The organism is Cupriavidus campinensis, assembly GCF_905397395.1.
Taxonomy (GTDB): Bacteria; Pseudomonadota; Gammaproteobacteria; order Burkholderiales; family Burkholderiaceae; genus Cupriavidus; species Cupriavidus campinensis.
Genome location: NZ_CAJPVH010000038.1, coordinates 1 through 13,148, shown reverse-complemented (window position 1 = coordinate 13,148; position 13,148 = coordinate 1). Strand labels below are relative to the sequence as shown.

Genomic DNA, 13,148 nt, shown 5'->3' with positions numbered 1-13,148 from the left:
CGACGAATGCTGGGCCGCCTCTCCGGCGCGCTGCCGGTGTCCCTCACGGCGTCCCTGACCACGCGGCTGGCGCTGGCCTATGGCCTGACCACGGCGGCGATTCTGGTCGGCGTGGCGGCCTACCTCTCCAGCGCGCTCGACAGCCAGCTCCAGGCGCGCGACGAAAGCGAACTGGTCGGCGAGATCCTGCTCGTGCGCCACCTGCTGCGCGAGGTGGGCGATGAAGCCGAGATCCGTGCCGACACCCACCGCTTTGCCGATATCGCCATGGGCCATGAGGGCCTGATCCTTGTGGTGCGTACGCGCCAGGGCGAGCCGCTGATCACGCTGAACCCGCGCAACGAGTCGGTGCCGCCGCTGCGCGTGCTGCCGGCTACCGCCGCGCCGGACAAGGGCATGCTCCAGACCTGGTATCCGCGCAACGGCGTGCCGTCGCGCGGCGTGGCGGCGCTGGGCGTGGTGGGCAACACCGACCGCGCCGTGGAGATCGTCGTGCTCAGCGACGCCGGCTACCGGGTGGCGCTGATGCGCGAATACCGCAGCCAGCTATTGGGTGCGGTGCTGTGCGGCGCGCTGGTGGCGGCGGCGCTGGGCTACCTGCTGGCGCGGCGCGGCTTGAGGCCGCTGCGCCGCATGGCCAGCGACGCGGCGGCGGTGACCACCAGCCGGCTGGCCACACGGCTGGACGTGGGCGGCGCACCCGAGGAACTGCGTGAGCTGGCCGGCGCGCTCAACGGCATGCTGGCGCGATTGCAGGACAGCTTCACGCGCCTCTCGGCATTCTCGGCCGATCTGGCGCACGACTTCCGCACCCCGATCAGCAACCTGGTGGGGCAGACGCAGGTCACGCTGGCCCAGCGCCGCAGCCCGGCCGAGTACGAATCGCTGCTCGAATCGAACCTCGAGGAATACGAGCGGCTGGCGCGGATGATCGAGAACATGCTGTTCCTGGCCCGCGCGGACAACGCGCAGGTGGCGTTGGGGGCATGCGAACTGGATGCCCGCGCGGAGCTGGACAAGGTGGCCGAGTACTTCGAGGCCGTGGCGGCCGACCGCGACGTCACGGTGGCCGTGTCGGGCGCCGCCACGGTCACCGCCGACCGCACGTTGCTGCGGCGCGCCATCATCAACCTGCTCGACAACGCCCTGCGCCACGCGCCGGCCGGCAGCACCGTGCGCGTGGCGGTGGGGCGCGGCCGGCCCGGGTTTACCGACATCCGCGTGGCCAACGCCGGCCCGGCCATTGCGCCGGAGTCGTTGCCGCACCTGTTCGGGCGCTTCTACCGCGCGGACCCCTCGCGCCGCAATTCGGCCACCTCCACTGGGCTGGGGCTGGCCATCGTCGATACCATCATGCGGCTCCATGGCGGCAGCGTCACCGTGCGCAGCGATGCGGTGCAGACCGAGTTCGAGATCGATTTTCCGGACGCGTTGACCGGCGGCAGGGCCGGCGCATAATGGTCGGCGCCCGCATCCGGGCACCCACGTGACGTGAAGGAGACCGATATGCAGGTACAACCGTATCTCGATTTTGGTGGCCGTTTCGACGAGGCGATGGCGTTCTACGGCAAGGTGCTCGACGCCAAGGTGACGTTCCTGATGCGCTACAAGGAAGCGCCGCCGGGCGAGGCACCCGCCTCGCCGGCCTGGGGGGACAAGGTGATGCACGCCAACATCCAGATCGGCGACAGCCAGATCATGGCCTCGGACGGACGGGAAGGGGCGCCATACCCCTTTTCGGGGTTCATGCTGTCCGTGGGCTACGTGCCCAACGCGGAGGGCCAGCGCATCTTCGAGGCGCTGGCCGAAGGCGGGCGGGTGCTCATGCCATACCAGAAGACGTTCTGGGCCGAAGGATTCGGCATGCTCGTCGACAAGTTCGGCATGAGCTGGATGGTCAACTGCGAGCACTAGCAGCAGGCCCGGCCGCGGCCAATCCCCCGCGCCGATGCGCCCACCGGTACAGCACCGGCAGGACCAGCAGCGTCAGCGCCGTCGATGACAGGATGCCGCCGATCACCACCGTGGCCACCGGGCGCTGTACCTCGGCGCCCGTGCCGGTGGCGATGGCCATCGGCACGAAGCCCAGCGACGCCACCAGCGCCGTCATCAGCACCGGCCGCAGGCGGGTCAGGGCGCCGGTGGTGACGGCAGCGTCCAGCGGCTGGCCCGCGTCCCGCAGGGTGCGGATGAACGACAGCATCACCAGCCCGTTCAGCACCGCCACGCCAGACAGCGCGATAAACCCCACCGCCGCCGAGATCGACAGCGGCATGCCACGCAGCCAGAGCGCCAGCACGCCACCCGTCAGCGCGAACGGAATGCCGGTGAAGACCAGCAGGCCGTCGCGCAGGTTGCCGAACATGACGAACAGCAGCGCGAAGACCAGCAGCAGCGCCAGCGGCACCACGATGCCGAGCCGCTGCGTGGCCGATTGCAGCTGCTCGAACGTCCCGCCCCAGGCAATCCAGTAGCCGGCGGGCACCGCCACCCCGCGTTCGACGGCGCCCATCGCCTCCGGCACGAAGCTGCCGACGTCGCGCCCGCGCACGTTGGCGCTGACCACAATGCGCCGCTTGCCGTTCTCGCGCGACACCTGGTTCGGCCCCGGCGCAATCTCCAGCGTGGCAATCTCGCCCAGCGGGATGTAGCTCGTGCGGGCGTCCGACCCTTTGGGGAGGGGAATCGGGAGGCGCCGCAGCGCCTCCACATCGGCACGAATCCCCTCCGGCAGCCGCACGCCGATATTGAAGCGGCGGTCGCCCTGGTAGAACAGGCCGGCGTCGCGGCCGCCCACGGCAATTGCCACGGTTTCCTGCACATCGGCCATGTTGAGGCCGTAGCGCGCGGCGCGCGCGCGGTCGATGTCCACGGTCAGCACCGGGAGGCCCGAGGTCTGTTCCACCTTGACCTCGGCGGCGCCGGGCACGCGTTGCAGCACCTCGGCGATGCGCTGGGCGGTGGCGGCGAGCACGGCGTTGTCGTCGCCGTAGAGCTTCACCGCCACGTCGCTGCGCACGCCGGAGATCAACTCGTTGAAGCGGAGCTGGATCGGCTGCGAGAACTCGTAGCGGTTGCCGGGCAGTTGTTCCAGTTCGGCCGACATGGCCGTGCGCAGGGCATCGTACGAGCGGGACGGATCGGGCCACTGGTCGCGCGGCTTGAGCATGATGTAGCCGTCCGAGATGTTGGGCGGCATCGGGTCCGCCGCGATCTCCGCCGTGCCCGTGCGCGCGAACACGCGCTCCACCTCGGGGAACTTCGCCTTCAGCCGGGTTTCGATCTGCTGCTGCATCGCCACCGACTGCGTCAGGCTGGTGCCCGGAATGCGCAGCGCCTGCACGGCGAAGTCCCCCTCGTTCAGGTTGGGGATGAACTCGCTGCCGAGCCGCGTGGCCATGATCCCGCTCAGCAGCACAGCCACCACGGCGCCGGTCAGCACGACCGGCGTATTGGCCAGCGCGCGCGACAGCGCCGGCGCGTACCAGCGGCGCGCCCAGCCCATCACGCGGTTCTCCTTCTCCGCCACGCGGTCGCCGATGCACAGCGCCACGGCGGCGGGCACGAAGGTCACCGACAGGATCAGCGCGCCCAGCAGCGCCAGCACCACGGTGTTCGCCATCGGGTGGAACATCTTGCCCTCTACGCCCGTCAGCGCCAGGATCGGCACGTAGACGATCATGATGATCAGCTGGCCGAAGACCAGCGGCCGCCGCGCCTCCCGCGCCGCCGCGAACACCTCCTCGAAGCGCTCGGCGCGCGTCAGTGGCCGTCCGGCGGTCTGCCGCGCATGGGCCAGCCGGCGCACGCAGTTCTCCACGATGACCACTGCGCCATCGACGATGATGCCGAAGTCCAGCGCGCCCAGGCTCATCAGGTTGGCGCTGATGCCGGCGGCCACCATGCCGGTGAACGTGAACAGCATCGACAACGGGATCACCATTGCCGTGATCAGCGCCGCGCGCAGGTTGCCGAGGAACAGGAACAGCACCGCCACCACCAGCGCGGCGCCTTCCAGCAGGTTCTTCTTGACCGTGGCGATGGCCTTGTCGACCAGCACGGTGCGGTCGTAGACCGTCACGGCCTGCACACCGGCCGGCAGCGACTTGTTGATCGCCACCATGCGCGCATCCACCGCGCGCGAGACGGCGCGGCTGTTCTCGCCAATCAGCATGAAGACCGTGCCGAGCACCACCTCGCGGCCATTGTCGGTGGCGCCGCCGGTGCGCAACTCCCGGCCCAGGCCCACATCGGCCAGATCCCGGATGCGGATCGGCTGGCCCTGGGCGGTGCCGACGATCACATCGCGGATGTCGTCGATCGACTTCACCTGCCCCGGCGCCCGCACCAGATACTGCTCGCCCCGCCGCTCGATATAGCCGGCGCCGACGTTGCCGTTGTTACGCTCCAGCGCCTGCACCACGTGCTGGAGCGACATGCCGTACGCCGCCAGCTTCTCCGGGTTCGGCGCCACGAGGTACTCCCTGGCGAAGCCGCCGATCGTGTTGATCTCGGTCACGCCCGGCACGGTGCGCAGCTGCGGCTTGATCAGCCAGTCCTGGATCTCGCGCAGATCCGTGGCGGTGTAGGGCGTGCCGTCCGGCTTGCGCGCGTCGGGCCCGGCCTCCACGGTCCACAGGTAGATCTCTCCGAGGCCGGTCGAGATCGGCCCCATCTGCGGCGCCACGCCGGCCGGCAGCTGCGCGCGGGCGTCCTGGATGCGCTGGCTGACCAGTTGCCGCGCGAAATGGATGTCGGTGCCGTCATGGAAGATCACCGTGACCTGCGACAGCCCGTAGCGTGACAGCGAGCGCGTCTGCACCAGCCCCGGCAGGCCGGCCATGGCGGTTTCGATCGGGTAGGTGATGCGCTGCTCGGACTCGAGCGGCGAGTAGCCCGGCGCCGCCGTGTTGATCTGCACCTGGACGTTGGTGATGTCCGGCACGGCGTCGATGGGCAGCCGGCCGTAGTTGTAGAAGCCCAGCGCGGCCATGGCCAGCACGGCCAGCATGACCAGCCAGCGCTGCGCGATGGCGAAGCGGAGGATGCGTTCGAACATGTGTGGTCGCTCCGCTCAGTGGGCGTGCTCGGCGCCGGCCTTGCCCTGTTCGGCCTTCAGCACGAAGCTGTTGGCCGCCACGTAGCGCGTGCCGGCGGGCAGGCCGTCCGTGACCTCGATGCGCTGGCCGTCCGTGCGGCCGGTCTTGACCGTGCGCGCCGCGAAGCCGCCCGGCACCGCCACGAAGACCTGCGTGTGGCCGTCGTCGGTCTGCAGGGCTTCGGTCTCGATGACCACGGGGGCGTCCACTTCGCCCGTGTTCACGCTGACCGTGACGAACAGGCCGGGGCGCCAGGCCATCTCGGGGTTGGCCAGCGTCACGCGGGCGGTGGCCGTGCGGGTCTGCTGGCCGAGCAGGGCGCCCACGTAGGAGACCTTGCCGTCGGCGGTGCCGTCGAACGCGGTGGAGGTGACGCGCACCGCCTCCCCGAGCCGCACATGGCCGAGATCCTTCGGCGCGATCACGAATTCGGCCCAGACCGTGGTCAGATCGGAGAGGGTGAAGACGGCGGTGTCGGCGCCCACGGCTTCGCCCAGCGACAGGTGTTTCTCGACGACGATGCCGTCGAACGGCGCGCGCAGCTCGAAGCGGTTGATGCCGTCCGCCGAAGGCTTCGCGCCGATGGCGGTCAGCTTCTGCGCGGCGTTGCGCACCGCGATTTCGGCCTCCTGCAAGGCGGTGCGGGCGGCCAGGTAGTCCTGCTCGGCGGACACCTTGTCTTCCCAGAGCCGCTTCTCGCGGGCAAAGGTGCTGCGGGCCAGCTCCAGCCGCCGCTGGCCGGCCAGCCATTCGCTGCGCAACTCGGACAACTGCGTGCTGGCGAAGACCGCCAGCAGGTCGCCCTTTTTCACCCGCTGGCCGAGATTGGCCGCGACCGCCTCGGCCACGCCCGCCACGCGCGGCACCACGTGGGCGGTGCGGTCCTCGTTGAAGCGGATTTCGCCCGGGAACTGCACCGTGCTGCGGATGCGGCCCGGGCCGGCGGTGCGCAGCAAGAGGTTGGCGTTGGCGATCTGCTCGGGGGTCATGGCGATCAGGCCGGGGGTGGCGGCTGGGGCCTGAGGCGCCGAGGCGGCGGGTGCATTTTCGCTGTGCCCGCCATGGTCGCCGTGGCCGCCGTGGCCGTGATCGTCGTGCGATCCGCTCTCGCGGCCCACCAGCAGCAGCGCCAGCGCGGCGATCAGGCCGCCGATGACGATGGCCGCGATGGCCATGCCTTGTTTTCGTGTGAGGGTCATGGAAAATCCTTGCGGCGCGTCAGCGGCCGAGAATGCGGTCGATCGTGGTGGCGGCCTGCCAGGCATTGGCCACCACGCCGAGATAGCGGATGCGCGCCTGGAACAGCGTGCGCTGGGCGTCCAGCACTTCGAGATAGCTGAACTTGCCGGCCTCGAAGCCCTGCGTGGCGGCCTGATAGGCGCGCTGGGCGGCCGGGAGCACGGTGTCGCGCAGCGTCTGCGCCGAGCCGCGCGAGACGGCAAGCTGGCTGGTGGCCTGTTGCAGGTCGTGGTCCAGCCGGAGCCGCGTGGCGCGATAGGCGTCCGCGGCCTTGTCGGCCTGCCGGATCGCGGTGTAGAGGTTGCCCTGGTTGCGGTCGAACAGCGGCAGCGGAATCGCCACGCCGAGCACCGGGTAGTAGCCCCGGTCGGAGGCATTTTCCCGCTTGGCGCCAAGGCTCAGCGTCACATCGGGATACTGGCGGCTGCGCTCCACGTTGATCTCGGCCTGCCGGCGCGCCAGTTCGCGCTGGCTCGCCACGGTGGCGGGCGCGGCGTCTAGCGCTTCGCGCAGGACGAGGGCGTCCGGGCGCGCGGGCAGGGTATCGAGGCTGCCATCCGCTTCGGCGAACTGGGGCGACGGGTTGCCCCACAGCGTGGCCAGCGCCTGCCGCGCGGCGACGAGCGCCGCATCGGCCTCGGCGCGCTCGAGTTCGGCATTCGCCAGTTCCACGCCGGCCTTGGTTTCCTCCACCGGCGAGACCTTGCCGGCCGCCACGCGGCGCGCGGCCACGTTGGCGCCGCGCCGGGCGATGTCGACGGCACCCGCCGCCAGCCTGACGCGCTCTTGCGCCACCAGCACGTTGAAAAAGGCGCCGATGACGCTGGCGCGCAGGTCCGCCTGCGTGGCGTCCAGCTGCGCCTGCGCTAGTTCGCGCGTGCGCTGGGCCGCGCCGATCCGCGCGGCGCGCTTGCCGCCCAACTCCACCGGCAGGTTCATCTGCGCCGTGGTGGTTCGGGTGGATTGGCGCGTGTCTTCCATCAGCACGGCCACTTCGGGGTTCGGTATCACGCGCGCCTGCGTGATGCCGCCTTCGGTGGCGTCAAGCTCGTGGCGCGCGGCGGAGAGCGTGGGGTTCTGCGCGATGGCCAGCGCCAGCGCGGTCTCCAGCTTCAGCGGGCCGGGCGGCTCCTGGCTGGCGGGCGGCGAGGCGGGCGCCGCCGGCTGTGCGGCGGCAAGGGGCAGGAGGCCGCACCACGCCAATGCGGCGGCCATTGCCCAAGGCAATACAAGGTTTCTCATCGAATTTCACCGTTGCAGACAGGGAAAATCGGCGAGACGTCAGGCAGTCAGGGAAGGGGGATTGTCCGCGTCTCGCCGCTCAGGCGGGACGCGACCACTGGGGCCGGTCTGGGGCGCGCGCGGGGATGGAGCCGAAGCCCGCAACACGCGGCAGGTAGCGCACGGTGACGAAATGGTAGCTGCCGGGCAGGATGGCCTGCGCAATCACCCCGTGCGAGCCGGGGAAGTGGCAGGCGGCGCAGTCGGCGTCGGGCAGTTTCGGGGAAGGCTTGGCGGCGTCCTGATGGGCATCGGCGCCAGCATGCACGTGGCTATGGTGGCCGATGTGCCAGCCGGCGCCATTCGCCGGCGCACGCTCCTCATGTGCGCAGTACGCCGCAGCGCCGGCCCAGGCGAACTGGATCGGCAGCAGAATGGCGAGAAAGACGAGGAGCAGGCGACGCATGGCGGCCGATTATACGGGGCAGCGGCGCCGGCGCACGTGACAACCGTGTCATCTGTGCGGATTCGTCCCCAAGGGTTGACCTTGTAGCCACTACAGGGTCTTCAATGGCATCAGACCAGAACCAACTTTATCCGCCATGGCCCGCCATACCGCCGATCACGTGATGCCGCATACACATTCGCATGACCATGATCTTGAGCACGATCACGCACATGATCATGGCCACGCGCATGTCCATGCCGCCGAACCCGCCGCCGAACCTGCCGCCGAACACGCCTGCTGTGGCGCAGCCTGTGGCGCGGCGGCGGCGCCCCTCCGCCAGCCGATGGCCGCCCCGGCCGGCACACGCTCAGCCGCCTACCGCATCGAGGCCATGGACTGCCCGACCGAGGAAACGCTGATCCGCAACAAGCTCGGCGGCATGGCCGGCGTGGCCGCGCTCGACTTCAACCTGATGCAGCGCGTGCTGACCGTCCACCACACGCTGGATTCGACCGACGTCGTGGTCAAGGCGATTGCCACGCTCGGCATGCACGCCCAGCCGCTGAATGCCGACACCCCGGCCGACGCCCCCGCTGCCGCCGAAGCGCCCAAGCCCTGGTGGCCACTGGCACTGGCCGGCGTGACCGCACTGGGCGCCGAGGCGGCACACTGGTTCGAATGGGGCCTGCCGTACGCACCCGCCGTGCTGGCGCTGGCCGCTGTGCTGGTGTCCGGTCTGGGCGTCTATCGCAAGGGCTGGATCGCCATCCGCCACGGCAATCTCAATATCAACGCCCTGATGAGCATCGCCGTCACCGGCGCCATGCTGATCGGCCAATGGCCCGAGGCGGCGATGGTGATGGTGCTGTTCGCCCTGGCGGAGCGCATCGAGGCCGCCTCGCTGGACCGCGCGCGCAACGCCGTGCGGGGGCTGATGGCGATGGCGCCCGAGCAGGCCACCGTGCAGCAGCCGGACGGCACCTGGCTGGCCGTGACGGCGCGCGACGTGCCCGTGGGCGCCGTGGTGCGCCTGCGTCCCGGCGAGCGCGTGGCGATCGATGGCCGCGTGCTGCGCGGCCAATCCGCGCTGGATCAGGCGCCGATCACGGGCGAGAGCGTGCCGGTCGACAAGACCGTGGGAGATCCGCTGTACGCCGGCTCGATCAACCAGTCCGGCGAACTCGAATACACCGTGACCGCCCCGGCCAGCGATTCCACGCTGGCTCGCATCATCCACGCCGTGGAGGCCGCGCAGGGCAGCCGCGCGCCCACGCAGCGTTTCGTGGACCAGTTCGCGCGTGTCTACACCCCGGTGGTCTTCGCGCTGGCCGTGGCCGTGGCGGTAGTGCCGCCGCTGCTGGGCGGCGCCTGGCTCGACTGGATCTACAAGGCGCTGGTGCTGCTGGTGATTGCCTGCCCGTGCGCGCTGGTGATCTCCACGCCGGTGACCATCGTCAGCGGGCTGGCCGCCGCCGCGCGGCGCGGCATCCTGATCAAGGGCGGCGTCTATCTGGAGCAGGGCCGGCACCTGGCATGGCTGGCGCTCGACAAGACCGGCACGCTCACGCACGGCAAACCGGTGCAGACCGATTTTGCCCTGCTGGTGGACGACCTGCCGCAGGCCCGTGCGATTGCGGCCAGCCTGGCCGCGCGCTCCGACCACCCGGTCTCGCGGGCCGTGGCCGTGGCGGCCGAGGCGGAAGGCATCGCGCCGCTGGCCGTGGATGATTTCGCCGCATTGCCCGGGCAGGGCGTGCGCGGCGGCGTGGCGGGGGTGACGTATTGCCTCGGCAACCATCGCCTGATCCACGATCTTGGCGCGTGCTCGCCGGCGCTGGAGGCCCGGCTGGAGGCGATCGAGCGGCAGGGCAAGACCCTTGTCCTGCTGGCGTCGGCCGAGGTGGACGGGGCGAATCCGCGTGCGCTGGCGCTGTTCGCCGTGGCGGATACGGTGCGCGACACCAGCCGGCAGGCCATCGAGGCGCTGCACGCGCTGGGCGTGAAGACGCTGATGCTGTCCGGCGACAACCCGCACACGGTGCAGGCGATTGGCGCGGCGGTGGGCATCGACGAGGTGCGTGGCAATCAGCTGCCCCAGGACAAGGCGGACGCCATCGCGGCGCTGGCCGGGCAGGCGCACACGCACGGCGGCGGCGTGGGCATGGTGGGCGATGGCATCAACGACGCCCCGGCGCTGGCGCGCGCGGACATCGGCTTCGCCATGGGCGCGGCGGGCACCGATACCGCCATCGAGACGGCCGATGTGGCGCTGATGGATGACGACCTGCGCAAGATCCCTGTCTTCGTGCAGCTGTCCCGGCGCACGGCGGCCATCCTCAAGCAGAACATCGCGCTGGCGCTGGGCATCAAGGCGGTCTTCCTCGTGCTGACCGTGATGGGCATGGGCACGATGTGGATGGCCGTGTTCGCCGATATGGGCGCCAGCCTGCTGGTGGTGTTCAACGGGCTGCGGCTGGCGCGGGGTGTGCGTTCGTGAACCTGTCGTCCAGTTCGTAACCGGTACTGCGCCCGCCGCCGTCCGTTTTTCTCAGCACGCCGCGCGCCAGCAGGTCATTGATGTCCCGCAGCGCCGTGTCCGGTGAACATTTGGCGATGGCCGCCCACTTGCTGCTGGTGAGCTTGCCGTCGAAACCATCGAGCAGCCGGTTGAGAAGCTTCACCTGCCGCTCGTTCAACGGCAGCATGGCCCAGTGATGCCAGAAGCGCGCTTTTGCCAGTACCGCGTCAAGGTTCAGGTGGGCGTGGTCGACCGCACGGTGGAGGGCGTTCAGGAACCACGCCAGCCACTCGGTCACCTCCTTCGATCCCCGCTGCGTGCGCTCCAGGATGTCGTAGTAGGCCGCGCGCTCGCGCTGGATCTGCGCCGACAGGCTGTAGAAGCGCTGCGAGGTGCCGTCGGCGCGCGCCAGCAGCAGGTCGCCGATGGCACGCGCGATGCGCCCGTTGCCGTCATCGAACGGGTGCATGGTGACGAACCACAGGTGACCCAGCCCTGCCCGGATGAGGGGAGGGTCCTTGGGCGCGGCATTGAACCATTTGAGGAACAGGCTGGCCTCATCTTCGAGTTGATCGGCCGGCGGCGCCTCGAAATGCACACGCTGGCGGCCAACAGGGCCGGAGACGACCTGCATCGGACCTTTGGCGTCGTCCCGCCAACGGCCCGTGTTGATCGACGACAGCCCGGAGTATCCGGTGGGAAACAGCGCGGCGTGCCAGCCGAACAGGCGTTCCCGGGTCATGGGCGCCATGCTGTTGGACGTGGCGTCCAGCACCATTTCCACCACGCCCTCGACATGGCGATCCACGGGCGCCAGCGCGCCAATGTCCACCCCGAGGCGCCGGGCGATGGAGGAGCGCACCGACTCCACCTTCAGGTGCTCCCCCTCGATTTCACTGGTTTTGACCACATCGTCGGTGAGCGCGGCGAGGCTGGCCTGATCGCGGAGCGCCAGGCCGAGATCCGTCAGCCGCCCCAGCAACATGCCTTGGGCACGGCTGACCTCGGCGATGGGCTGTGCGAGCACCTCGAGGTCGTAGCGCCAGTGGGTCCAGCCGGAGGCCTGCCAGATATAGGTGTAATCGCCGCGTTTCATGCGGAGATTATGGTTGCTAATCTCCGCATGCGCAACTTAATCTCCGCATAATTTGCGGAGATTAAGGGGGCTAATCACCGCAAGCTCACGGCTGGATGATCAGTTCCCCGCTGCGGCCGGCAATCTCGCCCCAGGTGACGGGCAGTTGCGGCAGGTCGGTGCGATCGAGGTGGCGGTAGTAGGTGGCCATCGACACCAGGTCGTGGCCTTGCGCGCGCCAGCCGGCCAGCAGCCGCTCGAACACGGGCGCCAGCTTGCCGCCTTCCAGCTCGGTGTGGAGCGTGAAAATGTGATCGCCGGGCCCCTCGGTCAGGCGCAGCAGCGCGTGGTGGACGTTGTCCTCGGTGAGATCGTCCACGCCGATCAGCTCGTCGAGCGTGGGTAGCGTGGTCGGCATCTGCACGTGGCGGCAGGGCTTGCCCGCCACGGTGGGGATGTACGGCGCCGTGCCGCGTCCGTCAGAGGCGTAGGCCATGCCCCAGTCGTCGATCTGCAGGAACGCGTCGTCGTTCATCTGCCAGCCTGCCGCGCCGTGCGTGGTGGGCGGCGTGCCGAAGATCTCCACGAAGCGGCGGTGGGCGTGCTGCATCTGGCGGCGCGTCCAGGCGGCGTCGCGCGTGCGCACGTTGTCCTGCCAGTAGACGTGGTCCCAGGTGTGGATGCCGCACTCGTGCCCGGCTGCGGCGGCCGCGCGCATCTCTGCGGCGCCCTTGCGGCCGATGTCGGGGCCCGGCAGCAGCACGCCGTACATCAGCGTGCGCAGCCCGTAGTTGGACACCACCGACGTACGCGAGACCTTCTTCAGGAAGCCGGGCCGGAACACGCGCCGCAGCGCCCAGCCCGTGTGGTCCGGGCCGAGGCTGAACAGGAACGTGGCCTCCGCCTGCACGGCGGCCAGCATCGACAGCAGCTTGGGCACGCCTTCGCGGGTGCCGCGCAGCGTGTCCACATCCACTTTCAGGGCAATGCGTGCCATGCCGTGCTCAGTGCGAGGCGTCGACCAGCGTACGCGCCTCCACCACCTTGTCGCGGTAGGCCTCGAAGATGCGGCGCAGCGCCTGCTCCATGTTCAGCTTCGGCTGCCAGCCCAGTTCCTCGATCGTGTTGTCGATCTTCGGCACGCGGTGCTGCACGTCCTGGTAGCCCTTGCCGTAGAACTCGCCGGAGGACGTCTCCACGATCTTCGTCTTGCGTGCCTCGTCGGCGTACTCGGGGTAGTCGGCGGCCATCTTCAGCATCATCTCGGCCAGCTCGCGCACCGAGTGGATATTGGCCGGGTTGCCGATATTGAAGATCTTGCCGCTGGCCACGCCGTTCTTGTTCTCGATGATCTGCATCAGCGCCGAGATGCCGTCCGAGATATCGGCAAACGCGCGCTTCTGGGCGCCGCCGTCGACCAGCTTGATCGGCTCGCCCCGCACGATATGGCCCAGGAACTGCGTCACCACGCGCGAGGAGCCTTCCTTCGACTCGAAGATCGAATCCAGCCCGGCGCCGATCCAGTTGAACGGGCGGAACAGCGTGTAG

10 protein-coding genes are annotated in these 13,148 nt (G+C 69.7%); 3 read left to right on the top strand and 7 right to left on the bottom strand.

Features of this window, described 5'->3' with window-relative positions:
* Positions 1–6 precede the first annotated feature (6 nt).
* Positions 7–1,458: a heavy metal sensor histidine kinase gene (locus KHO18_RS19235; protein WP_244844914.1), complete on the top strand. Its 1,452-nt coding sequence runs from the start codon at positions 7–9 to the stop codon at positions 1,456–1,458.
* Between the two features lie 48 nt (positions 1,459–1,506).
* On the top strand, positions 1,507–1,914 hold the full coding sequence (locus KHO18_RS19230) for a VOC family protein (protein WP_211943695.1): 408 nt from the start codon (positions 1,507–1,509) through the stop codon (positions 1,912–1,914).
* On the opposite strand, the gene KHO18_RS19225 is transcribed toward KHO18_RS19230, so the two are convergent.
* The 4 genes from KHO18_RS19225 to czcI form a co-directional block, all read right to left on the bottom strand.
* Positions 1,898–5,059 (bottom strand): efflux RND transporter permease subunit, encoded by a 3,162-nt coding sequence (locus KHO18_RS19225; RefSeq protein ID WP_211943694.1) that lies wholly within the window; start codon positions 5,057–5,059, stop codon positions 1,898–1,900. The two genes, KHO18_RS19230 and KHO18_RS19225, sit on opposite strands and share 17 nt — an antisense overlap.
* Before the next feature lie 15 nt (positions 5,060–5,074).
* Positions 5,075–6,298, bottom strand: coding sequence for an efflux RND transporter periplasmic adaptor subunit (locus tag KHO18_RS19220; RefSeq protein WP_211943693.1), 1,224 nt, complete (start codon positions 6,296–6,298; stop codon positions 5,075–5,077).
* A 19-nt stretch (positions 6,299–6,317) separates the two neighbouring features.
* On the bottom strand, positions 6,318–7,580 hold the full coding sequence (locus KHO18_RS19215) for a TolC family protein (protein ID WP_211943692.1): 1,263 nt from the start codon (positions 7,578–7,580) through the stop codon (positions 6,318–6,320).
* A gap of 79 nt (positions 7,581–7,659) precedes the next feature.
* Positions 7,660–8,025 carry a cation efflux protein, CzcI family gene (gene czcI, locus KHO18_RS19210; RefSeq protein ID WP_144197145.1) on the bottom strand — a complete coding sequence of 122 codons (366 nt, stop codon included), beginning with the start codon at positions 8,023–8,025 and terminating at the stop codon, positions 7,660–7,662.
* Positions 8,026–8,161: 136 nt separating this feature from the next.
* On the opposite strand from czcI, the gene KHO18_RS19205 reads away from it, so the two are divergent.
* Positions 8,162–10,504 (top strand): heavy metal translocating P-type ATPase, encoded by a 2,343-nt coding sequence (locus KHO18_RS19205; protein ID WP_144197146.1) that lies wholly within the window; start codon positions 8,162–8,164, stop codon positions 10,502–10,504.
* Here the strand turns inward: KHO18_RS19205 and KHO18_RS19200 are convergent.
* From KHO18_RS19200 to KHO18_RS19190, 3 genes are all read right to left on the bottom strand, one after another.
* Positions 10,467–11,621 (bottom strand): Fic family protein, encoded by a 1,155-nt coding sequence (locus KHO18_RS19200; protein ID WP_211943691.1) that lies wholly within the window; start codon positions 11,619–11,621, stop codon positions 10,467–10,469. The genes KHO18_RS19205 and KHO18_RS19200 overlap by 38 nt on opposite strands.
* Before the next feature lie 85 nt (positions 11,622–11,706).
* Entirely contained in the window at positions 11,707–12,597 is an 891-nt protein-coding gene (locus KHO18_RS19195; protein ID WP_144197148.1) for a polysaccharide deacetylase family protein, read from the bottom strand.
* Between the two features lie 7 nt (positions 12,598–12,604).
* Positions 12,605–13,148: bifunctional UDP-4-keto-pentose/UDP-xylose synthase (locus KHO18_RS19190; RefSeq protein ID WP_211943690.1), on the bottom strand; the 544-nt coding region annotated here is incomplete at its 5' end.

Bases quoted from the DNA above. Each gene is read 5' to 3' on its own strand.
- KHO18_RS19235 (WP_244844914.1), top strand. From the start codon at position 7: ATGCTGGGCCGCCTCTCCGGCGCGCTGCCGGTGTCCCTCACGGCGTCC.
- KHO18_RS19230 (WP_211943695.1), top strand. From the start codon at position 1,507: ATGCAGGTACAACCGTATCTCGATTTTGGTGGCCGTTTCGACGAGGCG.
- KHO18_RS19225 (WP_211943694.1), bottom strand. From the start codon at position 5,059: ATGTTCGAACGCATCCTCCGCTTCGCCATCGCGCAGCGCTGGCTGGTC.
- KHO18_RS19220 (WP_211943693.1), bottom strand. From the start codon at position 6,298: ATGACCCTCACACGAAAACAAGGCATGGCCATCGCGGCCATCGTCATC.
- KHO18_RS19215 (WP_211943692.1), bottom strand. From the start codon at position 7,580: ATGAGAAACCTTGTATTGCCTTGGGCAATGGCCGCCGCATTGGCGTGG.
- czcI (WP_144197145.1), bottom strand. From the start codon at position 8,025: ATGCGTCGCCTGCTCCTCGTCTTTCTCGCCATTCTGCTGCCGATCCAG.
- KHO18_RS19205 (WP_144197146.1), top strand. From the start codon at position 8,162: ATGGCCCGCCATACCGCCGATCACGTGATGCCGCATACACATTCGCAT.
- KHO18_RS19200 (WP_211943691.1), bottom strand. From the start codon at position 11,621: ATGAAACGCGGCGATTACACCTATATCTGGCAGGCCTCCGGCTGGACC.
- KHO18_RS19195 (WP_144197148.1), bottom strand. From the start codon at position 12,597: ATGGCACGCATTGCCCTGAAAGTGGATGTGGACACGCTGCGCGGCACC.